This window comes from Saccharothrix sp. DSM 118769, assembly GCF_052936295.1.
In genome coordinates this window covers 7,741,432-7,764,353 of the sequence record NZ_CP193627.1, presented here as the reverse complement: position 1 = coordinate 7,764,353, position 22,922 = coordinate 7,741,432, and the positions used below count along the sequence as shown (strand labels likewise).

Annotated in this window: 20 protein-coding genes; 14 read left to right on the top strand and 6 right to left on the bottom strand. The window is 74.8% G+C overall.

Going from position 1 to position 22,922, the window contains the following annotated elements; translation table 11 throughout:
- Positions 1 to 15: 15 nt before the first annotated feature.
- Positions 16 to 810 carry an AraC family ligand binding domain-containing protein gene (locus ACRAKJ_RS32530; protein ID WP_438923798.1) on the bottom strand — a complete coding sequence of 265 codons (795 nt, stop codon included), beginning with the start codon at positions 808 to 810 and terminating at the stop codon, positions 16 to 18.
- Positions 811 to 965: 155 nt separating this feature from the next.
- Here ACRAKJ_RS32530 and ACRAKJ_RS32525 point away from each other — a divergent pair, with 155 nt between their 5' ends.
- The 3 genes from ACRAKJ_RS32525 (at position 966) to ACRAKJ_RS32515 (ending at position 3,801) form a co-directional block, all read left to right on the top strand.
- Positions 966 to 2,063: a glycoside hydrolase family 19 protein gene (locus tag ACRAKJ_RS32525; RefSeq protein ID WP_438923797.1), complete on the top strand. Its 1,098-nt coding sequence runs from the start codon at positions 966 to 968 to the stop codon at positions 2,061 to 2,063.
- A 327-nt stretch (positions 2,064 to 2,390) separates the two neighbouring features.
- Entirely contained in the window at positions 2,391 to 3,146 is a 756-nt protein-coding gene (locus tag ACRAKJ_RS32520; RefSeq protein WP_438923796.1) for a lytic polysaccharide monooxygenase, read from the top strand.
- Positions 3,147 to 3,228: 82 nt separating this feature from the next.
- Positions 3,229 to 3,801, top strand: coding sequence for a DUF305 domain-containing protein (locus tag ACRAKJ_RS32515; RefSeq protein ID WP_438923795.1), 573 nt, complete (start codon positions 3,229 to 3,231; stop codon positions 3,799 to 3,801).
- A gap of 57 nt (positions 3,802 to 3,858) precedes the next feature.
- Here ACRAKJ_RS32515 and ACRAKJ_RS32510 read toward each other — a convergent pair whose 3' ends face one another.
- From ACRAKJ_RS32510 to ACRAKJ_RS32500, 3 genes are all read right to left on the bottom strand, one after another.
- Complete coding sequence (locus ACRAKJ_RS32510; protein WP_438923794.1) at positions 3,859 to 4,764, bottom strand: pseudouridine synthase; 906 nt, start codon at positions 4,762 to 4,764, stop codon at positions 3,859 to 3,861.
- 101 nt (positions 4,765 to 4,865) lie between these two features.
- On the bottom strand, positions 4,866 to 5,468 hold the full coding sequence (locus tag ACRAKJ_RS32505; RefSeq protein ID WP_438923793.1) for a DUF4230 domain-containing protein: 603 nt from the start codon (positions 5,466 to 5,468) through the stop codon (positions 4,866 to 4,868).
- Between the two features lie 22 nt (positions 5,469 to 5,490).
- Positions 5,491 to 6,186: an SDR family NAD(P)-dependent oxidoreductase gene (locus tag ACRAKJ_RS32500; protein ID WP_438923792.1), complete on the bottom strand. Its 696-nt coding sequence runs from the start codon at positions 6,184 to 6,186 to the stop codon at positions 5,491 to 5,493.
- A 121-nt stretch (positions 6,187 to 6,307) separates the two neighbouring features.
- Between ACRAKJ_RS32500 and ACRAKJ_RS32495 the strand changes: the two genes are divergently transcribed.
- Positions 6,308 to 7,375: a polyprenyl synthetase family protein gene (locus ACRAKJ_RS32495; RefSeq protein WP_447008775.1), complete on the top strand. Its 1,068-nt coding sequence runs from the start codon at positions 6,308 to 6,310 to the stop codon at positions 7,373 to 7,375.
- A 43-nt stretch (positions 7,376 to 7,418) separates the two neighbouring features.
- Here ACRAKJ_RS32495 and ACRAKJ_RS32490 read toward each other — a convergent pair whose 3' ends face one another.
- Complete coding sequence (locus ACRAKJ_RS32490; RefSeq protein WP_438924121.1) at positions 7,419 to 7,751, bottom strand: YciI family protein; 333 nt, start codon at positions 7,749 to 7,751, stop codon at positions 7,419 to 7,421.
- Between the two features lie 67 nt (positions 7,752 to 7,818).
- On the opposite strand from ACRAKJ_RS32490, the gene ACRAKJ_RS32485 reads away from it, so the two are divergent.
- From ACRAKJ_RS32485 to ACRAKJ_RS32475, 3 genes are all read left to right on the top strand, one after another.
- Positions 7,819 to 8,676, top strand: a complete 858-nt coding sequence (locus tag ACRAKJ_RS32485) for a hypothetical protein (protein WP_438924122.1) — start codon at positions 7,819 to 7,821, stop codon at positions 8,674 to 8,676.
- Between the two features lie 126 nt (positions 8,677 to 8,802).
- A complete protein-coding gene (locus ACRAKJ_RS32480) occupies positions 8,803 to 9,537 on the top strand; it encodes a TIM barrel protein (RefSeq protein WP_438924123.1) in 735 nt (244 codons plus the stop codon).
- Positions 9,534 to 10,652: a Gfo/Idh/MocA family protein gene (locus ACRAKJ_RS32475; RefSeq protein WP_438924124.1), complete on the top strand. Its 1,119-nt coding sequence runs from the start codon at positions 9,534 to 9,536 to the stop codon at positions 10,650 to 10,652. Before ACRAKJ_RS32480 ends, ACRAKJ_RS32475 begins: the two co-directional genes overlap by 4 nt.
- On the opposite strand, the gene ACRAKJ_RS32470 is transcribed toward ACRAKJ_RS32475, so the two are convergent.
- A complete protein-coding gene (locus ACRAKJ_RS32470) occupies positions 10,624 to 11,220 on the bottom strand; it encodes a TetR family transcriptional regulator (RefSeq protein WP_438924125.1) in 597 nt (198 codons plus the stop codon). The two genes, ACRAKJ_RS32475 and ACRAKJ_RS32470, sit on opposite strands and share 29 nt — an antisense overlap.
- 347 nt (positions 11,221 to 11,567) lie before the next feature.
- Between ACRAKJ_RS32470 and ACRAKJ_RS32465 the strand changes: the two genes are divergently transcribed.
- Genes ACRAKJ_RS32465 through ACRAKJ_RS32435 form a run of 7 tightly spaced genes read left to right on the top strand, consistent with a single transcriptional unit; the run spans position 11,568 to position 22,917 of the window.
- The gene (locus tag ACRAKJ_RS32465; RefSeq protein WP_438924148.1) at positions 11,568 to 16,046 is read left to right on the top strand and encodes a carbohydrate-binding protein; all 4,479 of its coding nucleotides are present in this window, start codon (positions 11,568 to 11,570) and stop codon (positions 16,044 to 16,046) included.
- Entirely contained in the window at positions 16,047 to 17,183 is a 1,137-nt protein-coding gene (locus ACRAKJ_RS32460) for an inositol-3-phosphate synthase (protein ID WP_438924126.1), read from the top strand.
- Positions 17,180 to 18,001, top strand: coding sequence for an SCO3242 family prenyltransferase (locus ACRAKJ_RS32455; RefSeq protein WP_438924127.1), 822 nt, complete (start codon positions 17,180 to 17,182; stop codon positions 17,999 to 18,001). The genes ACRAKJ_RS32460 and ACRAKJ_RS32455 overlap by 4 nt, the downstream gene beginning before the upstream one ends.
- The gene (locus ACRAKJ_RS32450) at positions 17,998 to 19,509 is read left to right on the top strand and encodes an EboA domain-containing protein (RefSeq protein WP_438924128.1); all 1,512 of its coding nucleotides are present in this window, start codon (positions 17,998 to 18,000) and stop codon (positions 19,507 to 19,509) included. The genes ACRAKJ_RS32455 and ACRAKJ_RS32450 overlap by 4 nt, the downstream gene beginning before the upstream one ends.
- Positions 19,506 to 20,372, top strand: a complete 867-nt coding sequence (locus tag ACRAKJ_RS32445) for a TatD family hydrolase (protein WP_438924129.1) — start codon at positions 19,506 to 19,508, stop codon at positions 20,370 to 20,372. The genes ACRAKJ_RS32450 and ACRAKJ_RS32445 overlap by 4 nt, the downstream gene beginning before the upstream one ends.
- Positions 20,369 to 21,526, top strand: coding sequence for a metabolite traffic protein EboE (gene eboE / locus ACRAKJ_RS32440; protein WP_438924130.1), 1,158 nt, complete (start codon positions 20,369 to 20,371; stop codon positions 21,524 to 21,526). The genes ACRAKJ_RS32445 and eboE overlap by 4 nt, the downstream gene beginning before the upstream one ends.
- The gene (locus ACRAKJ_RS32435) at positions 21,523 to 22,917 is read left to right on the top strand and encodes an alkaline phosphatase family protein (protein ID WP_438924131.1); all 1,395 of its coding nucleotides are present in this window, start codon (positions 21,523 to 21,525) and stop codon (positions 22,915 to 22,917) included. Before eboE ends, ACRAKJ_RS32435 begins: the two co-directional genes overlap by 4 nt.
- Positions 22,918 to 22,922: the final 5 nt, after the last annotated feature.

Below are 22,922 nucleotides of genomic sequence, written 5' to 3'. Positions count from 1 at the left end.
GGGTGAGGGGCGGCGTCAGTGGCCGGCGGCGCGGGCGTACTCGGCGGGCGTGATGCCGTAGCAGCGGCGGAACCAGCGGGTCAGGTGGGCCTGGTCGGCGAAACCCGCCGCGGCGGCGGCGTCGGCCGGGCGGGTGCCCCCGGAGAGGAGGCGGCGCGCCTCGCGCAGGCGGCGCTGGCGCTGGTGGTCGCTGGGGGACAGGCCGTACCGGGCGCGGTAGGCGCGGTAGAGCGCGAAGCGGCTCAGGCCCGTCACCCCCACCAGGTCCGCCGGGGTGAGGTCGTCGGAGAAGTGCGCCTCCACGAGGTCGCGGGCCGCGGTCGGGTCGCCGTGCGCGGCGGTCGGCGCGGGCAGCGGGCCGGCGTGCGCCGCCATCGCCCGGACCGTGCGCACCAGTTGCTCGTCGCGGGCCAGCGCACCCTCCCGGAGCGAGGCGTGCAGGTCGCGCAGGGCGTCGGCGAGGGCGGGGGAGTGCACCACCGGGTCGCGGAACAGCGGCAGCGCCGGCACCAGCTCCGCGACCAGCTCCGGTCCGATGTGGACGATCCGGTAGGTGAAGCCGTCCTCGGCGGCGGTGTGGCCGTCGTGCGCCTCGTCGGGGTTGAACGCGAGGACCATGCCCGCCGCGCTGGTGTGCGTGCCGCCCCGGCAGCGGAACTCCTGCGCGCCCTGCTCGGTCACCCCGAAGGAGTAGGCGTCGTGGCTGTGCCGGTGGTAGCGGTGCGACGTGAAGTGGGCGTGCATCGCCTCCAACGGCCGGTCGGCCGCCCGCCAGTAGCGCGTCCACTGCACCGGACCATTGAACAGCACGCACACCGCCGTGAGCGCGCTCTCACAGAAAGGTGCAGCTCAACCCCTAACTACAACGAGAAAGGCGAGTCGCACTCTTGACTGGTGTAGACCATTTCCGGTTGAGTTGCCCTCGTCACGTCCGATGGGCGCATCCAACGGGAAAGAGTGATCACGTGTCGAGAATCCGCGTAGTGGCGGCGATCGCCGCTGTCGTGGTCGGGGCGGCACTGACGGTCGTCGCGGCCAACTCCGCCGCCTCCGCCGCGGCGTGCGCGTCCGCCTGGAGCTCCTCAGCCGTCTACAACGGCGGCACGACGGCTTCCTACGCCAACAAGAACTGGCGAGCCCAGTGGTGGACCCAGAACGAGACCCCCGGCACCGCCGCGGTCTGGGTCGACCAGGGCACGTGCGGCGGCGGCACCACGCCCCCGCCGGTCGGCTGCGACCACCCGAACTGGGTGCCGGGCCAGTTCTACGCCGCGGGCAGCATCGTCAAGTACACCAACGGCCTCTACTACGTCGCCGAGCACGACAACCCGGGCTACGACCCGGTCATCAGCACCTGGTACTGGGAGCCGTACACCTGCGGGACGAACCCGCCGACCACCACGACCAACCCGCCGACCACCACGACCAACCCGCCGGCGACCGGTGGCTTCGTGGTGAGCGAGACCCAGTTCAACCAGATGTTCCCGAGCCGGAACCCCTTCTACACCTACGCCGGCCTCACCGCGGCGCTGAACGCGTACCCGGGCTTCGCGAAGACCGGCAGCGACACGGTCCGCAAGCAGGAGGCGGCGGCCTTCCTGGCCAACGCCAACCACGAGACCGGCGGCCTGGTGCACGTCGTCGAGCAGAACCAGGCGAACTACCCGCACTACTGCGACGCGGGTCAGCCCTACGGGTGCCCCGCCGGCCAGGCGGCCTACTACGGCCGCGGTCCCATCCAGCTCAGCTGGAACTTCAACTACAAGGCGGCGGGCGACGCGCTCGGCCTCCCGCTGCTGACCAACCCGTGGCTCGTGCAGAACGACGCCTCGGTCGCCTGGAAGACCGCCCTCTGGTACTGGAACACGCAGAACGGTCCGGGCACCATGACGCCGCACGACGCGATGGTCAACCAGCGCGGCTTCGGCGAGACGATCCGCAGCATCAACGGGTCGCTGGAGTGCGGCGGGCGCAACCCGGCGCAGGTCCAGAGCCGGGTCGACGCCTACAACCGGTTCGTCGGCGTCCTCGGCGTGCCGGCGGGCGGCAACCTGTACTGCTGAGACCGGTGCCGGTGGGCGACGACCTGCATCGCCCACCGGTGCGCACGGGGAGGGGGCCGCGAGTCAGGACGCGGCCCCCTTTCCCGTTCCCGGGAGGTTCCGTCCCCGGGGTTCCGGTTCCCCCGTTCACGGTCGGGGACGCGCGCGGTTGGGCCACCCGGTTCACGACCTTGACCCGGATGACGTTCCCGATTATGGTCTAGACCACGTCGCGTTACGTCACTTCGTGTTCGCACGGCGTGACGTTGCGCGTGATCCGGCCGCCGCGGATTTGGAACCCTGCCTTGGGGACCCTCACCTCGGGTCCCCTCCGAAGGAGCTGGACACATGAACCTCAAGCGCAAGCTCGCGGCGGTGCTCGCCGGCGTGGGCATCGCACCGTTCATCGTCGTGGTGTCAGCGGGAACGGCAAGCGCGCACGGCTACATCTCCTCGCCGCCCAGTCGGCAGGCGATGTGCGCGCAGGGCCGCGTCGCGGACTGCGGCCCCGTCGTCTACGAGCCGCAGAGCGTGGAGGGCCCGAAGGGGCAGCGCAACTGCCACGCGGGGATCAGCCAGTTCGCCCCGCTGAGCGACGACAACAAGGCGTGGCCGACCACCTCGGTCGGCGGCACGGTGGCGTTCAACTGGACGCTCACCGCCCGCCACTCCACCAGCACGTGGGAGTACTACGTCGGCGGCACCCGCATCGCCGAGTTCAACGACGGCGGCAAGCAGCCCGGCGCCACCGTCACGCACAACGTGAGCCTCGGCGGTCGCACCGGCCGGGTCAAGCTGCTGGCCATCTGGAACATCGCCGACACGCCCATGGCGTTCTACTCCTGCGTCGACCTCCAGGTCGGCGGTGGCGGCACCCCGCCGACCACCACGACGACGACCCCGCCGCCGGCGACCACCACGACCACCCGGCCGCCGACGACCACGACGCAGCCCCCGGCGGGCGGCACGTGGGCGCCGAACACCGCGTACGCGGTCGGCGCGCAGGTGACCTACGGCGGTGCGGCCTACCGCTGCGTCCAGCCCCACACGTCCCTCGTGGGCTGGGAACCGCCGAACACCGCGGCGCTGTGGCAGAAGCTGTAGCCGCCCGGTGACACCGGCCCGTCCGCGCCTCCCTGTCACGGCGCGGGCGGGCCTCCCCGTCCCTGAAGAGGAGGACGACCCCGTGCGACGCCTCGCGGCCCTGCTGGCCGGAATGGTGGTCCTCACCGCGTGCGGCGGCGGTGGTTCGGCACCCGAACCCGCGGCCCCCGCGACCACCGCGGTGCAGACGAACGAGTTCAACGAGACCGACGTGATGTTCCTCCAGATGTCCGTGCCGCACCACCGCACCGGGCTGGAGATCGTGAGGATGGCCAAGGACCGCGAGGTGCGGCCCGAGGTCAGGACGCTCGCCGCGGCCATCGAGGTCACCCAGCTGTCCGAAGTGGACTCCATGTCCCAGTGGCTCGTGGACTGGGGCCGGCCGGAGGAGGCCGGTGACGACCCGCAGCTGCACGCAGGCCACGGCGGCGACCACTCGACGAGCCCCGAGGCCGTCGCCGAACTGGCGGCCACGCCGTCGGGCGAGTTCGAGAAGGCGTTCCTGAACCTGCTCATCGGCCACCAGCACAACGCGGTGGCGATGGCGAAGCTGGAGAAGGAGGGCGGCGCCAACCCGCAGGCCAAGGACCTCGCCGACCGGATCTTCGAGTCCCGCACCGCGCAGATCGCGCAGATGCTCGGCTACCTGGACTAGCGGTCCGGGCGCTGAAGGGCTGCGCTGGAAGGCTGCGCTGGAAGGAAAGGCTGCGCGCTAGAGGGCCAGCTCCAGCCGGCTGGTGAAGCGGCGGTGCTCGCCGGTCACCGGGTCGGTGAACTCCAGCACCTTCGCCAGCAGCTGGAGCGGGTCGCGGAAGTCGTCCAGCGGCTTCTCCCGCAGCACCGGGTAGAAGTCGTCGTTGCGGATCGGCACGCCCAGCGACGCCATGTGCAGGCGCAGCTGGTGCGTGCGGCCCGTGGTGGGCAGCAGGCGGTACCGCGCCCAGCCGTCCCGGTGCCCGACCAGCTCCACGCGCGTCTCCGCGTTCGGCGGACCGGGCACCTCCTGCGCCGTGATCACGCCCTTGACCTTCACGATGCGGCTCGTCACCGTGCGCGGCAGCTCCAGCGCGGGGTCGTGCGGCGCGACGGCCTCGTACTCCTTGCGCACCACGCGGTCCTTGAACATCGTCTGGTACTTCCCGCGCAGCGCGGGGTCCACGACGAACATCACCAGCCCCGCCGTGACGCGGTCCAGCCGGTGCGCCGGGCTCAGCCGCGGCAGGCCCAGGCCCGTCCGCAGCCGCACCAGCGCCGTCTCCACCACGTGGCTGCCGCGCGGGATGGTGGCCAGGAAGTGCGGCTTGTCCACCACCAGGATCGCGTCGTCGCGGTGCACGACCCCGATCTCGAACGGCACCGGCACCTCGTCCGGCAGGTCGCGGTGGAACCACACCGACGAGCCGGGCACGTAGGCGGCGTCCGGCGGCAGCGGGCCGTGCAGGTCGTGGACCATCCCGTCGGCGAGCATGGCGTCGATGCGCTCGGGCGCCACCCGGGGCAGCCGCTCGACCAGGTGGTCGCGCACCGTCGCCCACGTGCCGTCCGGCGGCAGCCGCAGGCGCGCCGGGTCGAGGCCGTGGCGCTGCTCCAGCAGCGCCGGCCGCTGCTTGCGCCTCACCGGCCGTGCCCCGTCGTCCCGTGCCCCGTCGTGCCGTGCCCCGTCGCCACGGACCTCGTCGCCCCGGGTCCCGTCCTCGTCCGCCTCATCGGGCGGGGAGCTTACGCCGCGCCGGTGAACCGCGGCTGGTAGCCCAGGGCGGTGAACATGCCGGTCAGCATCTTGCGGGTGTTCTCGTCGGCCCGCCCGGTGAGGCCGGACTCGCGGGCCGCGTCGGCGATCTTCTGCTCGGCGGCCACGTAGAACTGCTGCTGGTCCTGGGTCTCCACGAGCGAGGCGAGCCGGTCGAACAGGCCGCGCTCCTGGGCGAAGACGTAGCAGCGGTCCTGCGCCAGGTTCGGCTTGTCCAGGGTCGCGCCGGGCAGCGACAGCTCCACCGTCTTCTTCTCCGCGTCGACATCGAGCGCGTCCTCGGCGAGACCGGAGAAGTCGACGTAGGCGTTGACCGTGCCGGCCGCGACGAACAGGGTGCGCTGACCCGCGAGGGCCGCGGGGACGTAGCGGACGTCCTTCTCGATGTCGAGCACGACCTGGAAGTCACCCGCCGCCGCGTGGTACTGGCTCAGGTCGCGCAACGACCGGAGGAGCGCCGGCCCGCTGCGGTCCACCGTGTCGGTGCCGAACCGGGGCACGACGACCAGGGCCCCGACCAGGACCAGGACCCCGACCACCGCCGCCACCGCCGCACCGATGCGCCACTTCATGGCCGGGGCATACCCAATCGGGTTACCAGGGAACCCGCTCGCCGTCGCGGAAGAAACCCCCGGTGGGGCCGTCGTCGGGCAGGGTCGCGGCCCACACCACGCCCGCCGCGCCGTCCGCGACCGGCCGCCCGCCCGCGCCGCCCATGTCGGTCGCGACCCAGCCGGGGCACACCGCGTTGACCCGGAAGTCGGGCAGTTCGGCGGCCAACATCAAGGTCAGGGCGTTGAGGGCGGCCTTGGACGTGCCGTACGCGGGGGTGCCGCCGCCCATCGTCGCGAGGGAGCCCGCCCCGCTGGAGACGTTCACGACCCGGGCGTGGTCGCTCAGCCGCAGCAGGGGCAGCAGTGCGAGGGTCGTGCGCCACGGCCCGTAGAAGTTCGTCTCCACGGCCTCCCGCACGATCGCCAGGTCGGCGGAGGACGCCCGCTGCCAGGAGTCGTAGTGCACGGCCGCGTTGTTCACCAGCACGTCGACGCGGCCGTGCCGCCGGGTCAGGTGCGCGGCCAGGTCGGCCGCCGACGCGTCGTCGGTCACGTCGAGCGGGTGGTGGTCCACGCCGAGCGCCCGCGCGGCGGACGCCGCCTTCGCCGGGTCGCGGGCGGTCAGCACCACCTCGTGCCCCCGGGCGGCCAGTTGGCGGCACACCTCCAGGCCGATGCCCCGGTTCCCGCCCGTCACGACCGCCAGCGCCATGCCGACCCCCTTCGTCCTCGTCATTCTCCGTCACCGCGCTCACGCGAACGTGCAAACGGGGGTCACACGCACGTGACGTGTGCGGGGGCGGTCGGCGGGAACCCGGCGGTGGTCGGCGTGCGTGCGCCGCCCCGTGGAGGAACCCATGACCGTCATCGACGCCGTGCGCAGCGACCTCGACTCGGTCCGCGCCGACGTGGACTCCGTGATCGTCGACTTCCTGGCCGAGCAGGCGCGCCTCGCGCCCGACCCCTGCCTGCCACCGCTGGTGGAGGTGCTGTCCGAGTTCGTCACCGGTGGCAAGCGCTTGCGGCCGTTGTTCTGCCACAGCGGGTTCCTCGCGGCGGGCGGCTCGCCCGGCGACCCGGCGCTGCTGCGGACGGCCGCCGCGCTGGAGCTGTTCCACACCTTCGCGCTGATCCACGACGACGTCATGGACCACTCGGCGCTGCGCCGGGGCCGGCCGACCGTGCACCGGCTGCTCGCCGAGCGGTTCGGCGACGCCCGCGGTGCGCGCCGGTTCGGCACCAGTTCGGCGATCCTGCTCGGCGACCTGTGCCACTCCTGGTCCGACGAGCTGCTGCGCCGCGCCGAGGACGCCGCCGGGCCGCAGCCCGCCGTGCGGGAGCTGCTGCACACCATGCGCACCGAGCTGGTCGCCGGGCAGTACCTCGACCTGGTGGGGGCGGCGCGGCCGAACGCCGACCCGGTGCGCGCGGCGTGGCGGGTGGTCCGCCTCAAGACCGCCCGGTACACCGTGGAGCTACCGCTGCGCATCGGCGCCGCGCTGGCTGGCGGGGACCCGGCGCTGGCGCGGGCCTGCGGCGCGTACGGCCGGCCGGTGGGGGAGGCGTTCCAGCTGCGCGACGACCTGCTCGGCGTGTTCGGCGACCCGCTGGTCACCGGGAAGCCCGCCCTGGACGACCTGCGCGACGGCAAGCCGACCGTGCTGATGGCGCTGGCGTGGCAGCAGGCCACGCCCGGTCAGCGGGACGTCATCTCGGCCCTGCACGGCGACCCCGACCTGGACCACGAGCGGGCCGAGCTGCTGCGCGACGTGGTCCGGGCGACCGGCGCGGCCGAGCGGGCCGAGCAGCTGATCTCGGTGCGCGTCGACCGGGCGCTGAGCGCGCTGCGGACCGCCGCGATGGACCAGGCCGCGAAGCCGCTGCTGGCCGAGCTGGTGGGGCGGGCCACCCGGCGGCGGCGCTGAGGGGCCGCGCCGGGGCGCACCCCCGGCGCGGCCCCCGTGCGGCCTACGGAGCCTCCCGCAGCGGCCAGACCTCGACCACGCCGTGCGCCACCGCGCACGGCGCCTTCGACGCGAGCCGGACCGCCTCCTCCAGCGTGGCCGCCTCGATGACCGCGAACCCGGCGACCGGGAGGGCCGAGGACAGGAAGGGCCCGCTCTCCGCGGTCGTGCCGGCGCCGTCGTGGTTGCGCACCCGCACGGGCGTGCCCGCGATCCCCATGACCGCCCCCGTCGCGCCCAGGCGGGCGTCGTGCGCGTGCGCCTCGTCGAGCACCGCCGCGTCGGTGCGGTCGTAGCCCTCCTGGTCCCCGTACCCGATGGTCACGAACTTCGGCATGGCCGTCTCCCTCCGGTGCGCCGCCCGCTCGACCTCGTCGTGCGGGGGCGCCTGCGACCATCCTGCCGTGCCCGTCACCGCTGAAGACCTGTGCGCGTTCCTGCTCGACCTCGACGCCCCCGACCGCCTCGCGCGCCCCCTCCTCCTGGACCCGGGTGTCGTGCGGGCCGGGGTCGAACGGCTGTCCGGGGCACTGGGGGCGGCGTTCGGCCGCCGGTGCGCCGTCGAACACCTGCCGGAGGGGGGCGAGCACCGCGGCAGCATCACCGTCCCGGGCGAGGCGACCTCGGCCGGCGCGCCGATCGTCCTCGTGGTCGGCCGGTACGGCCTCGCCGCGGCGCTCGCGCCCAACCACCGGCACCCCGACGGCTCCCCCGCCACCCTGCTCGACGACGACGACTTCGCCCGCGCGAAGGAGGCCGTCTTCGCGGCCGGGTTCGGGCTCACCTCGCCGGTGTCCGCGCTGACCCCCCGGCGGGCGGACCGCCCCTACCCCCGCCTGTTCTCGGCCCGCACGGCGGGGGAACTGGTCCGGCAGGTCCGGGGCCTGCCGACCGACGGGGGCCCGACGACCGGGTTGCGCGAGTGGCTGTGCGCGGCGTTGGACGTGCCCGCGGACGGGCCGGGCGAGCGGCCGGCGTCGCTGGACGTGCTCACGCCCGGACAGCTCCTCGCCGAGGTCGAGCGCACCAGGCTGTGCGTGGCCGCCCTGGCCACGCCCGAGCGCTCGGACGAACGCCGCTGGCTGGTCATCGACGACACGATCGTGGACGGCCGCACCACCTGGGCCACCTTCGCGTTCCGCAACGAGTTCGGCGGGGGGTTGAAGGAGGCCGTGCTCGCGGTCCACGACCGCGCGGAGACCCTGCGCCGCACGCGACCGCACGGTCACCTCGCCGGCAGGGGCCTGGACGCGGCGTCGTGAACGGCGGCGCGCAGGGGTCCCCGCACCGCTGATCCGGGGTCTGGTGCGAATTTCTACCAAGTGGTAGAAAACTGTGGGAGCGCTTCCACACCCACTGCCGCCACCGTCGACGTCAGGAGCCCGGGGATGGGCAACACCTCCGTTCAGCTGTACTCGGTGCGCGACGCGTTCGCCGCCGACCCGCACGACACCCTCCGGCGGCTCGCCGCCATCGGCTTCACCCGGGTGGAGCCCTACGGCGTGCTGGAGAACGTCGCCGTCCTGCGCACCGCGCTCCCGGAGCACGGGCTCACCGCGCCCACCGCGCACGCGCGGCTCATCGGGGCCGACCAGCACGCCGTGTTCGCCGCGGCGGTCGAGCTGGGCACCGAGGTCGTCGTCGACCCGCACGTCGAGGCCGGGAAGTGGGAGGACCCGGCGGACGTCGCCGCCACCGCCGACGCGCTCAACGCCGCCGCGGCGGTCGCGGCGGAGCACGGCGTGCGCGTCGGCTACCACAACCACTGGTGGGAGCTGGCCTCGCGGATCGACGGCCGCAGCGCCTTCGAGCTGCTGGCCGACCTGCTCGACCCGGCCGTGGTGCTGGAGGTCGACACCTACTGGGCCACCGCGGGCGGCGAGCACGCGCCGGACCTGCTGCGCCGCCTGGGGGCCCGCGTGCACGCGCTGCACGTCAAGGACGGCGGCCTCGCGCGGGACGCCTCCGGCCAGGTGCCCGCCGGACGGGGCGGCGTGCCGGTGGCCGAGGTGCTGGCCGCCGCGCCGGACGCGCTGCGCGTGGTCGAGTTCGACGCCTACGACGGCGACCTGTTCGAGGGCATCGCGGCCAGCTACGCCTACCTCGCCGAGGTCGACCGGTGACCGCGCCGGTCGGGGTGGGCGTGATCGGCGCCGGCGTCATCAGCGCCACCTACCTGGAGAACCTGACGGGCTTCCCGGACCTGCGGGTCCTCGCGGTCGCCGACCTCGACCCCGCGCGGGCCGCGGCGCGGGCGGCCGAGCACGGCGTCCCGCGCTCGGGGACGCCCGACGAGCTGCTGGCCGACCCGGAGGTCGAGCTGGTGGTCAACCTGACCACGCCCGCCGCGCACGTCCCCGTCGGGCTCGCCGCGCTGGACGCGGGCAAGCACGTGTGGGTGGAGAAGCCGCTCGCGCTGGACCGCGCGTCCGGCCGCGCGCTGCTCGACCGCGCCCGGGAACGCGGCCTGCGCGTGGCGTGCGCCCCGGACACCGTGCTCGGCGCGGGTTTCCAGACGGCGCGGCGCGCGGTGGACGCGGGCCGCATCGGCGAACCGCGCACCGCCCTGGCCCTCTTCCAGGTGCCCGGCCCGGAGAGCTGGCACCCCGCCCCGGAGTTCCTGTTCCAGGCGGGCGGCGGGCCGCTGCTCGACATGGGGCCGTACTACCTGACGGCGCTGGTCCAGCTGCTCGGCCCGGTCCGGCGCGTCACCGCCACCGGCGGCCGGGCCCGCGACACCAGGGTCATCGGCTCCGGCCCCCGGGCGGGCAGCGAGTTCGCGGTGACCGTGCCGACCACGGTCACCGCCCTGGTCGAGTTCCGCCGGGGCGGGTCCGCGCAGCTCGTGCTCAGCTTCGACTCGGCGCTGTCCCGCACCGGCTTCATCGAGGTCTCCGGCACGGGGGGCACCGCCGTGCTGCCCGACCCGAACCGCTTCGACGGGTCCACCGCGCTGCACCTGGCCGGGGCGGGGGACGCCGGTCCCGAGGAGCTCGCCGCCGTCGGGCACACCGCGTCGCGCGGCACGGGCGCGCTGGAGCTGGCCCGCGCGATCCGGGCGGGCGTGCCGGAACGCGCCTCCGGCGAGCTGGCCCACCACGTGCTCGACGCGATGCTCTCGATCGAGGAGTCGATCGGCCGGGGGCGGTGGGTGGACGTGGCGAGCACCGCGGAGGTGCCGCCCGCGCTGCCCGCCGACTGGGACCCGTTCAGCCCGGTCGGTCCAGCGGGACGGTGAGCAGCGCCCGCAGGTAGAAGCGCAGCGAGCCGACGAGGTCCACCTCGTCCGGCGTGGTCAGCCACTGCACCTGGAGGCCGTCCATCAGCGCGATGAACGCCAGCGCGGCCTGCCGCGGGTCGATCCCGTCCCGCAGCTCGCCGCGCTCGGCCAACGCCCGGAACGAGTCGAGCACGCCCTCGCGGGCCATCCGGTAGTGGTCGACGAAGTAGGAGTGCGCGGGGTGGTCGGGCGCCACGGCCTCGGCCGCCAGCCGCGAGTACAGGTCGACGATGCCGGGGTGGCGGGTGTTGTGCTCGGCCAGCGCCAGGAAGTGCCGCAGCACGTCGAGGCCGGGCGGCGCCTCCAGCCGCTCGCGCTCGGCGTCCTCGGTGTCCCGCCGCTCCAGGACGGCCGCGAGCAGCGCCTCCTTGGTGGGGAAGTAGTACAGCAGCCCGGCGTGCGTGATCCCCGCGCGCTTGGCGATCTCGCGCAGCGACGAGCCGTGGTACCCGGCCTCGCCGTACACCGCGACGGCCGCCGTGATGATGTCCTCACGGCGGATGCGGCCCTTCAGGTAACCGCCCATCACGGGCCCGCCGCTGGTCGTCGCACCGGCCCATCATCCACGACGGCCCGGTCGGGGCGTCGCGCCCGGAGGCTTTTCCGCCCCTGACGCTGGGTGGTCACCGGTACTCGACTTTCGTCCATTCGTGCAGGACTTTCGTCAAAAACACGCGAAAGTCTTGCGCACTTCAGTCTAACGCAAACAGAATTGCCCTCACGTCCGACTCTGTGAGCTGGACCACAAGCCTCACCGTCCGCGAAGCCCAGCGATGTGCGAACGAGGAGAAAGCGGTGCGAGGTAAGCGAAGCACGCCCACGAGGCCCCCCACGCGCCCGGCCGCCCTGGCGACGGTCGCGGCGCTGGCGGCGATGACCCTGGTCGCGACCCCCTCGGCCGCGCACCCCGACGCCGCGCACCCCGACGGCGAGCACCTCCTCGTCTTCTCCAAGACGGCGGGCTTCCGCCACGGCTCGATCCCGGCCGGGATCGCCGCCGTCACCGAGCTGGGCGCGGCCGGCGGGTTCACCGTCGAGGCGACCGAGGACGCGGGCGCGTTCACCGACGCCAACCTCGCCCGGTTCGACGCGGTCGTCTGGCTCTCCACCACCGGCGACGTGCTCGACGAGGCCCAGCAGCAGGCGTTCGAGCGGTTCGTGGAGGGCGGTGGCGGGTACGCGGGCGTGCACGCCGCCGCCGACACCGAGTACTCCTGGCCCTGGTACGGCGAGCTGGTCGGCTCCTACTTCAGGTCGCACCCGCCCGTCCAGCGGGCCGAGGTGGAGGTCGAGGACCACGACCACCCGTCCACGGCCCACCTGCCGGAGACCTGGACGCGCACCGACGAGTGGTACAGCTACCGGTCCAACCCGCGCACGGCCGTCAAGGTCCTGGCCGCGCTGGACGAGACCAGCTACGCGCCCACCGACCCGTCCGGCGACCACCCGATCTCCTGGTGCCACACGCCCGGCGAGGGCCGGTCCTGGTACACCGGCATGGGCCACACGGAGGAGTCCTACGCCGACCCCGCGTTCCGGCAGCACCTGCTCGGCGGCCTGCGGTACGCGCTGGGCACGGCCCCGGCGGACTGCGAGCCCGGCGACGAGCCGCCCGGACCGCCGACCGACGCCGACTTCGACCAGATCACCCTCGCGCTCGGCGAGGAGGAGACCGGCGAGCCGATCGCGCTGGCCGTCCTGCCCGACCGCCGCGTCCTGCACACCTCGCGCGACGGCCGGGTGTGGCTGACCACGCCCGAGGCGTCCACGACCCTCGCCGGGCGGGTCCCGGTCTACAACCACGACGAGGACGGCCTCCAGGGCGTCGCGATCGATCCGGGTTTCGCCACCAACGGGTGGGTCTACCTGTACTACGCGCCGGTCCTGGACACCCCCGCCGGCGACGCGCCGGAGAACGGGACCGAGGCCGACTTCGCGCCGTTCCGGGGCCACAACCAGCTCTCCCGCTTCAGGCTCGGCGCGGACGGCGTGCTCGACCCGGCCAGTGAGCAGCAGGTCCTGCGGGTGCCCGCCGACCGCGGCCTGTGCTGCCACGCGGGCGGCGAGATCGACTTCGACGCGCAGGGCAACCTGTACCTGTCGACCGGCGACGACACCAACCCGTTCGCCTCCGACGGCTACACGCCGATCGACGAGCGGGCCACCCGCAACCCGGCGTTCGACGCCCAGCGCTCCAGCGCCAACACGAACGACCTGCGCGGCAAGGTGCTGCGGATCAAGGTCGCCGACGACGGCACCTACACCGTGCCCGAGGGCAACCTGTTCGCGCCCGGCACGGACAGGACCCGGCCCGAGATCTACGCCATGGGCTTCCGCAACCCGTTCCGGTTCGCCGTCGACAAGGCCACCGGCTGGCTGCACCTGGGCGACTACGGCCCCGACGCCGGGTCGGCGGACCCGGCCCGCGGCCCCGGCGGCAGCGTCGAGTTCAACCTGGTCAAGGGACCCGGCAACTACGGCTGGCCCTACTGCGTCGGGAACGACGTCCCGTACGTCGACCACGACTTCGCCACCGGCGCGTCCGGCGGGGCGTTCTCCTGCGACGCGCCGAAGAACACCAGCCCGCGCAACACCGGCCTGGTGGACCTGCCGCCCGTGCAACCCGCGTGGATCCCCTACGACGGCGGCTCGGTGCCCGAGTTCGGCACCGGCGGCGAGTCGCCGATGGGCGGCCCCACCTACCACCACGACCCGGACCTGGACGTGCAGACGAAGTTCCCCGAGCACTTCGACGGCAAGACCTTCGCCTACGAGTGGGACCGCGGCTGGATCAAGACCGTCGACGTCGGCGAGGGCGGCGAGCGCGGCGCGATCACCCCGTTCTTCGACTCGATGACGCTGACCAGGCCGATGAACCTGGAGTTCGGCCCGGACGGCTCGCTCTACGTGCTGGACTACGGCAGCGGCTACTTCGGCGGCGCGCCCGACTCGGCGGTCTACCGGATCGACCACACCCGCGGCCACCACACGCCCGCGGTGAAGCTGGCGGCCGACAGGACCTCCGGCCCGGCGCCGCTGACCGTGCGGTTCGACCCGGCGGGCACCGCCGACGAGGACGGCGGCGCGCTCGCGTACGCGTGGGACTTCGACGGCGACGGCACCACCGACTCCACCACCGCCGGGCCCGTCACGCACACCTACACCACCATCGGCCGGTACACCGCGAAGCTGTCGGTGACCGACCCGACCGGGCTGGTCGGCGCGGCGAGCGCGGTGGTCGACGTCGGCAACACCGCGCCCGTCGTGGTGCTGGACGCGCCCGCCGACGGCCGGGTGTTCTCCTTCGGCGACCAGGTGCCGTTCAAGGTCACCGTCACCGACCCCGAGGACGGGCGGGTCGACTGCGCCAAGGTCGTCGTGGAATACGTCCTGGGCCACGACAGCCACGGCCACCCGCTGTCCCGCGCCACCGGCTGCGAGGGCGTCATCGCCACCCCGTCCGACGGCGGGCACGGCGTGGACGCCAACGTCTTCGGCGTCGTCAACGCCTCCTACACCGACACCGGGGCACCGGGCGCGCCCGCGCTGACCGGCGAGGACGAGGCGGTCCTGCAACCGAGGCACAAGCAGGCCGAGTTCTTCAGCACCATGCGCGGCGTCCAGGTCGTCGAGGCGGGCACCGCCGAGGGCGACAAGCGCGTCGGCTACGTCGACGACGGCGACTGGATCGCGTTCGACCCGGTGCACCTCGGCGGCGTCACGGGCATCGGCTACCGGGTGTCCTCCGGCGGCAACGGCGGCACGATCGAGGTGCGCGCCGACTCGCCCACCGGCGCCCTCGTGCAGTCCGTCGCCGTGCCGAGCACCGGCGGGTGGGACACCTACGTCGACATCGCGCCCTCCGCGATCACCGACCCCGGCGGCACGCACCCCCTGTACCTGGTCTTCAAGGGCAGCGGCAGCCTGTTCGACGTGGACGCGGTCCACTTCGCGGCCGACCCGCCGGCCCCGGCCCCCGAGCACACCCGGCCCACCCCGGCCGAGTCGCACAGCGCCCAGCGCGGCACGTCGGTGGTCCGCGACGCCGCGGCCCAGGGCGGCGCGCAGGTCGGCGACGTCCACGACGGCGACTGGATCGCGTTCGACGCGGTGTCCCTGGCGGGCGTGACCGGCATCGGCTACCGGGTCGCCTCGGGCTCCGCCGGCGGCCGGATCGAGGTCCGCTCCGGCGCGCTGAACGGCCCGCTGGTGCAGACCGCCACCGTCCCCGGCACCGGCGGGTGGCGGAACTACGCGGACCTCGCGCCCGCGGCGATCACCGACCCCGGCGGCACGAAGCGGCTGTACTTCCGCTTCGAGGGCGGGCGCGGCGCGCTGTTCGACGTCGACACCATCCGCCTGCGCGGCCCCGGCACCGCGCTCACCGTCGACGTGCCCGCCGAGTCGCTGGGTGGGCAGCAGGGCGTCGTCGTCCACGACCGGACCACCGCCCAGGGCGGCAAGCGGGTCGGCGACGTCCACGACGGCGACTGGGTGTCCTACCCCGGCGTCGACCTCGGGCGGACCGCCGCCCTCGGCTACCGGGTGTCCTCCGGCGGCATCGGCGGCACGCTGGAGGCCCGCGCCGACTCGCCCACCGGGCCCCTGGTGCACGAGCCGGTGACCGTCCCGTCCACCGGCGGCTGGGACACCTACCTCGACCTCGGGCCGAAGGTGGTGACCGAGGGCGGCGTGCGGACGCTGCACCTGGTGTTCAGGGGCGGCGCGGCGGGCGCGCTGTTCGACGTCGACACCGTGCGGCACGTGCGCCACAAGCCGATCACCTCGCCCTGCGCACGGCCCGAACGCGGCTACCGCGCCCTCTACGACGGCAACGGCCTCGCCGGCTGGCGGCAGGCCGGACCGGGCCGGTTCGTCGAGGAGGAGGACTGCTCCGTGCGCAGCGAGGGCGGCATGGGCCTGCTCTGGTTCGGCGAGGAGTTCGGCTCCTACCGGCTGCGGTTCGACTGGAAGGTCGCGGGCGACGACAACTCCGGCCTGTTCGTCGGCTTCCCCGACCCCGGCACCGACCCGTGGGTCGCCGTGGACCGGGGCTACGAGATCCAGGTCGACGCCACCGACGCGCCCGACCGCACCACCGGGGCGGTCTACTCGTTCCAGTCGGCCGACATCCCGGCCCGCGACCGGGCGCTCAAGCCGCCCGGCGAGTGGAACGCCTACGAGATCGCGGTGCGCGGGCAGCGCATCGAGGTCTTCCTCAACGGGGTGAAGATCAACGACTTCACCAGCACGGACCCCGCGCGCGACCTCGCGCGGGGGCACATCGGCCTCCAGAACCACGGCGACGGCGACGACGTGTGGTTCCGCGACATCCGGATCAAGGAGCTGTGAGTGCGACGGACCGGTCTGTGGTTGATCGGCGCGCGCGGATCGGTGGCGACCACGGCGGTGTGCGGGCTCCTGGGCCTGCGCGCCGGCCTGGTGCCGCCGACCGGCAGCGTCACCGCCCTGCTCGACGCCGACCTGCCCGACGGGGCGCTGCCCCCGTGGGACTCGCTGGTGGTCGGCGGGCACGACGTGGTGTCCACCCCGCTCGCGAAGCGGGCCGAGCACCTGGCGCGGGCGGGCGTCGTCCCGGCCGACCTGCTCGGGCCCGTCGCGGCGGGCCTCGCCGAGGTGCAGGCCGAACTGCGGGACGTGCCGCAGGGGCCGCAGGTCGAGGTGGCCGCGCGGCTCGTCGCCGACCTGGCGTCGTTCCGCGCACGGCACTCGCTCGACCGGGTCGTGGTGGTCAACGTGGCCTCCACCGAACCGCCCGCGCCGCCGCGCCCCGAGCACGCCGACCTGGCCGCCCTGGAGCGCGCCCTGTCGGCCGGGCGGGACGTCCTGCCGCCCAGCTCCCTGGCCGCCTACGCGGCGTTCAAGGCGGGCTGCTCGTTCGTGGACTTCACCCCCTCCACCGGGGTGGCGCTGCCCGCGCTGGACGAGCTGGCCGCCGTCGTCGGCGTCCCCTACGCGGGGCGCGACGGCAAGACGGGGGAGACCCTGGTGCGCACGGTGCTCGCGCCGATGTTCACCGCGCGGGCGCTGCACGTGCTGTCGTGGGCGGGCACCAACCTGCTCGGCGGCGGCGACGGGGCCACCCTGGAGGACCCCGAGCACGCGTCCAGCAAGCTGCGCACCAAGGCGTCCGGGCTCGCCGCGCTGCTCGGGCACCCGGTCGTCGCGCCGCTGCACATCGACAACGTGCCCGACCTGGGCGAGCGCAAGACCTCGTGGGACCACGTGTCGTTCGAGGGGTTCCTGGGCGCGCGCATGTCGTTGCAGTTCACCTGGTCCGGCCTGGACTCGTCGCTGGCCGCGCCGCTGGTGCTCGACCTGGCCCGGCTGCTCGCCGCGGCGCACCGCGCCGGCCGGGTGGGCGTGCAGGACGCGCTGGGGTTCTTCTTCAAGGACCCGCTCGGCTCGACCGAGCACGGGTTCGCCGAGCAGACCCGCCGGCTGGTCGAGTGGGTGGGCGAGCTGTGAACCCCTACCTGCGGCTGGTCCGCGCGCCGGCGGCGCTGACCGTGCTCGGTGACGCGGTGGCGGGGGCCGGCGGCGTCCTGCGCGGTCGCCGGCTCCTGCTGCCGCTGTCCTCGGTCGCCCTGTACTGGGCGGGCATGGCGCTCAACGACTGGGCCGACCGGTCGGTGGACGCCGTCGAGCGCCCGGAGCGGCCCATCCCGTCCGGGCAGGTGCCGCCGGGGGCCGCGCTGGCCGTCGCGGGCGGCCTCACCGCCATCGGCCTGGGCCTGGCGGCCTGCGCCGGCGGTCGCCGGTCGCTGGCCACCGCGGGCGCGCTGGCGGGCGCGGTCTGGGCCTACGACACGGTGCTGAAGGACACCGCCCTCGGCCCGGTCGCCGTGGCCGCGTGCCGAGGGCTGGACGTGCTGCTGGGCGCCGCGCCGGGCGCCCGCCGGGCCGCCCTGCCCGCCGCCGGCGCGCTGGCCGCGCACACCCTGGGCGTGACGGTGCTGTCGCGCGGCGAGGTGCACGGCACGTCGCCGTCGGTGGCGCGGGCGGCGCTGGTCGGGACCTGCGCGACGGCGGTGGCGGTCGCCGCGCGCGGTCCCCGGTCGGCGGTCGGCGCACTCGGGTACGCGGCGTTCGTGGGCCGCGCGCAGCTCGCCGCGCTGGAGGACCCCTCCGCCCGGCGGGTGCGGGCGGCGACCGTCGCCGGCATCCACGGCATGGTGCCCCTCCAGGCCGCGCTGGCCGCCCGGGGCCCGCTGCGGTCGGCGCTGGCCGTGGCGTGCGCGCTGCCGCTCGCGCGGCGGTTCGGCCGGAAGGTGGGGCCGACGTGACGTTCCGGCTCGGCTACGGCACCAACGGGTTCGCCAACCACCGGCTCGACGACGCCCTCGCGGTCATCGCCGACCTCGGCTACCGGGGCGTGGCGCTGACGCTGGACCACCACCACCTCGACCCGTACGCCGACGACCTCCCCGCCCGGGTGGACGCGGTGGCCCGGCGGCTGGCCGAGCTGGACCTCGCCGTCGTGGTCGAGACCGGCGCGCGCTACCTCCTCGACGCCCACCGCAAGCACCACCCGACCCTGGTGTCCGAGGGGCAGGACCGGCGGGTCGACTTCCTCGGCCGGGCGATCCTCGTCGCCCGCGACCTCGGCGCGCACTGCGTGTCGTTCTGGGCCGGCGTCGCCGCCGAACCGGAGGGCGCGTGGGACCGGCTGCGCGCCGGCACCGCGCGGGTGGTCGACCTCGCCGACCGCGCCGGGGTGCGGCTGGGCCTGGAGCCCGAACCCGGGCACGTCGTCGAACGGCTCGACCAGGCGCTGGCCCTGCGCGCCGAGCTGGGCGACCCCGCGCCGCTGGGCGTCACCCTCGACGTGGGGCACTGCGTGGCCGTCGAACCCGAGGACGCCGCCGCGTGCGTCCGCCGGACCGGCGACCTGCTGGTCAACGTGCAGCTGGACGACATGCTGCCGGGCGTCCACGAGCACCTGGAGTTCGGCGAGGGCGAGCTGGACCTGCGCGCGACCCTCGCCGCGCTGGTCGACACCGGCTACCGGGGCCTGGCCGCCGTCGAGCTGCCCCGGCACAGCCACGCCGCGCCGCAGGTGGCCCGCCGGGCGCTCGCCGCCCTCACCGCCGCCACCGCCGCGCCCGTCACGGCCGCGCCCACCGCCGTGTCCGCCCCCGCGCCCACCGCCGGGTCCGCCGCCGGGTCCGATCGGCCGGCCGCGCCCGATCGGCCTGCCGGGTCCGATTGGCCTGCCGCGCCCGACCGGCCGGCCGCGGTCGACTGGGTGACCGGGGCCGAACGCCGCGTCCGCGCCGACCCCACCGCCATCCGCGTCCTCTTCCCCACCGTCGGCCGCGAGGTCGGGCGCGGACCGCTGCGGGACGACGACCCCGGCGGCCTGGTGCACGGCACGGTGGACGACGCCGCCCGCGCCCGGCTCGTCGCCGCCCTGCCCGACGCGTCCGAGCTGCCCGCCCTCTACCGGTACGGCGACGACGCCGAGCGGCGGGGCGTGCTGCGGGCCCTCACCCCGGACACCGACCCGGACGTGGGCCTGCCGATCGTGCGGGACGCGCTGCGCGCCAACGACACCCGCCTCGTCGCCGCCGCGCTGGGACCGTTCGCCGCCCGTCACCTCGACCCGCACACCTGGCGGCACGGGGTGCTGAAGTGCCTGTTCACCGGCATCCCGCTGGCCGCCGTGCACGGCCTGCGGGACCGGACCGACGACGAGCTGCTGCGCATGACCGCCGACTACGCCGCCGAACGCGAGGCCGCCGGCCGGGACGTGCCCGCCGACGCGCTGCGCCTGCTGGGGAGGACGCCGTGAGGATCTTCGACCCGCACGTCCACATGACCTCGCGCACCACGGACGACTACGAGTCCATGGCCGCGGTGGGCGTCACCGCGCTGGTGGAACCCGCGTTCTGGCTCGGCCAGCCGCGCACGTCCGCCGCGTCGTTCGTGGACTACTTCGACTCCCTCATCGGGTGGGAGAGGTTCCGGGCCGCCCAGTTCGGCATCCGGCACCACTGCGCGCTCGCGCTGAACCCCAAGGAGGCCAACGACCCCCGGTGCGCCGAGGTGCTCGACCTGCTGCCCCGCTACCTGGCCAAGGACGGCGTGGTGGCGGTCGGCGAGGTCGGGTACGACTCGATGACGCCGGAGGAGGACGACGCGTTCGCCCGGCAGCTCGAACTGGCCGTCGCGCACGGCCTGCCCGCCCTCGTGCACACCCCGCACCGCGACAAGCTCGCCGGCACGCTGCGCACGCTGGACGTGGTGCGCGAGTCCGGCCTCCCGCCGGAACGCGTGGTCGTCGACCACCTCAACGAGGTGACCGTGCGCGCGGTGAAGGACTCCGGGTGCTGGGCGGGTTTCTCCATCTACCCGGACACCAAGATGGACGAGGAGCGCATGGTGGCCATCCTCCGCGAGCACGGCACCGAGCGGGTGCTGGTCAACTCGGCCGCCGACTGGGGCCGCTCCGACCCGCTCAAGACCTACCGCACCGGGCAGGCGATGCTCGCGGCCGGGTTCGCGCGGTCCGACGTGGACAGGGTGCTGTGGCACAACCCGGTCGAGTTCTACGGGCAGAGCGGGCGGCTGGTGCTCGACGAGCCGGACGCGCCGCAGACGTTCGCGGGCAACTCGATCCTGCGCGGGACCCCGTCCGGGGGCGGTGGCTCGTGACCCTCTCCTACTGCACCAACGTCCACCCCGCCGAGGACCTGCCCGGCGTGCTCGCCCAGCTCGACCGGTACGCCGTGCCGGTGCGCGACCGCGTCGGCGGGGAGCTGGGCCTGGGTCTGTGGCTGTCCGCGCCGGTCGCGAAGGCCCTCGCCGAGGACCCCGCCCGGCGGGCCGGGCTGCGCACCGCGCTCGACGCGCGCGGCCTCGTCGTGCGCACCCTCAACGCCTTCCCCTACGGCGGGTTCCACCGGGACGTGGTCAAGCACGCCGTCTACCACCCGGACTGGACGACCACCGAGCGCCTGGACTACACGCTCGACTGCGCGACCGTGCTGGCGGACCTCCTCCCGGAGGGCGGCGAGGGCAGCATCTCCACCCTGCCGCTGGCGTGGCGGCACCCGTGGTCCGACGTCGAGCACGCCCGCGCGCTCGACGTGCTGGGCGAGGCGGCGGCGGCGCTGCGCCGGCTGGCCGGCGGCACCGGCCGCACCGTCCGGCTGGCCGTCGAACCCGAACCCGGCTGCGTGGTGGACACCGTCGCGGACGCCGTGCGGCTCCTGGCGGGCCGCGTCGACCCCGAGCACGTCGGGATCTGCCTCGACACGTGCCACCTCGCCGTGTCGTTCGCCGACCCGGCCGAGGCGGTGCGGTCCATCGCCGACGCGGGCCTGCGGGTGGTGAAGGTGCAGGCGTCGGCGGCGCTGGAGCTGCCCGACCCGGTCGACGCGCCCGCCGCGCTCGGCGCGTTCGCCGAACCCCGCTACCTGCACCAGGTCCGGGCGCTGGTGGACGGGCGCGTGCACCGGGCGGACGACCTGCCCGAGGCGTTCGCGGAGCTGCCGACCGGCGGGCCGTGGCGCGTGCACTTCCACGTGCCGCTGCACGCCGAGCCGCCCGCGCCGCTGCGCGCCACCACCGACGTGCTCAAGGGGGCGCTCCGGGCGGTCCGGGAGGTCGGCCACACCCCGGACGTCGAGGTGGAGACCTACACCTGGTCCGTCCTGCCCGACCCCGCCGCCGACGGCCACCCGGACGGGGACCCCACCGACGGGGACCCCACCGGCGGGGACCTCGCCGACCGGCGGTTGGTCGAGGGGATCGCGGCCGAGCTGCGCTGGGCCACCGCCGAACTGCCGCTGGAGGTGCACCCGTGACGACCCCGCTGGTCGTGCTCGACGTGGTGGGCATGACGCCCGCCCTGCTGCCGCACATGCCGAACCTGCGGGCGCTCGGCGAACGGGGGTTCCGCGCCGAGCTGGGCACCGTGCTGCCCGCCGTGACCTGCTCGGTCCAGTCGACCTTCCTCACCGGGCTCACCCCCGCCGAGCACGGCGTGGTCGGCAACGGCTGGTACTTCCGCGAGCTGGGCGAGGTCTTCCTGTGGCGGCAGCACAACCGCCTCGTGCGCGGCGAGAAGGTGTGGGAGACCGCGCGCCGGCTCGACCCGAACCACACCACGGCCAACGTCTGCTGGTGGTACGCCATGGGCGCGACCACCGACGTCACCGTCACCCCGCGCCCCGTCTACCACGCGGACGGCCGCAAGTCGCCCGACGCGTACGTGCGGCCGGCGGACCTGCGCGACCGGCTGGTCGAGGAGCTGGGCGAGTTCCCGCTGTTCCAGTACTGGGGGCCGACCGCCTCGATCGCCTCCAGCGAGTGGATCGCGGGCGCGGCGCGGCGGGTGCTCGCCACCCACCGGCCGGACCTGCTGCTGGTGTACGTGCCGCACCTGGACTACGACCTCCAGCGGTACGGGCCGGACTCGCCCGAGGCGGTGCGGGCCGCCCGCGACGTGGACCGCGCCGTGGAGCCGCTGCTGCGCGACGCGCACGCCGCCGGCGCCACCGTCGTCGCCCTGTCCGAGTACGGCATCACGGCGGCCAGGCGGCCGGTCGACGTGAACCGGGCGCTGCGCCGCGCCGGGCTGCTCCAGGTGCACGCCCAGGCCGGGATGGAGTACCTGGACCCGTGGACGTCGAGGGCTTTCGCGGTGGCCGACCACCAGGTCGCGCACGTCTACGTGGCCGACCCCTCGGACGTGGCGAAGACCCGCGCCGTGCTGGAGGGGCTGGAGGGCGTGGACACCGTCCTGGACCGCGCCGCCCAGGGCGCGGTCGGGCTGGACCACGAGCGGTCCGGCGAGCTGGTGGCGGTCGCCGAGCCGGACGCCTGGTTCACCTACTACTACTGGCTGGACGACGAGCGCGCGCCGGACTTCGCGCGGGGCGTGGAGATCCACCGCAAACCCGGCTACGACCCGGCGGAGCTGTTCTTCGACCCCGCCGACCGGCTCGCCAAGGCCAAGGCGGGCGCGAACCTCGTGCGCAAGAAGCTCGGCCTGCGCTACGCCATGAAGACCGTGCCGCTGGACCCCTCGGTGGTGCGCGGCACGCACGGCCGGCTGCCCGACGACCCCGCCGACGGCCCGGTGCTGCTGTGCTCGGCCCCCACCCCGCCCGCCGTCGTCGAGCGCACCGGGCGGCTGCCCGCGACCGCCGTCCGCGACCTCCTGCTGACCCTGCAAGGGCTGTCACCCCGATGACGAGG

Bases quoted from the DNA above. Each gene is read 5' to 3' on its own strand.
- ACRAKJ_RS32520 (WP_438923796.1), top strand. From the start codon at position 2,391: ATGAACCTCAAGCGCAAGCTCGCGGCGGTGCTCGCCGGCGTGGGCATC.
- ACRAKJ_RS32505 (WP_438923793.1), bottom strand. From the start codon at position 5,468: ATGAAGTGGCGCATCGGTGCGGCGGTGGCGGCGGTGGTCGGGGTCCTG.
- ACRAKJ_RS32500 (WP_438923792.1), bottom strand. From the start codon at position 6,186: ATGACGAGGACGAAGGGGGTCGGCATGGCGCTGGCGGTCGTGACGGGC.
- ACRAKJ_RS32495 (WP_447008775.1), top strand. From the start codon at position 6,308: ATGACCGTCATCGACGCCGTGCGCAGCGACCTCGACTCGGTCCGCGCC.
- ACRAKJ_RS32490 (WP_438924121.1), bottom strand. From the start codon at position 7,751: ATGCCGAAGTTCGTGACCATCGGGTACGGGGACCAGGAGGGCTACGAC.
- ACRAKJ_RS32480 (WP_438924123.1), top strand. From the start codon at position 8,803: ATGGGCAACACCTCCGTTCAGCTGTACTCGGTGCGCGACGCGTTCGCC.
- ACRAKJ_RS32470 (WP_438924125.1), bottom strand. From the start codon at position 11,220: ATGGGCGGTTACCTGAAGGGCCGCATCCGCCGTGAGGACATCATCACG.
- ACRAKJ_RS32465 (WP_438924148.1), top strand. From the start codon at position 11,568: ATGACCCTGGTCGCGACCCCCTCGGCCGCGCACCCCGACGCCGCGCAC.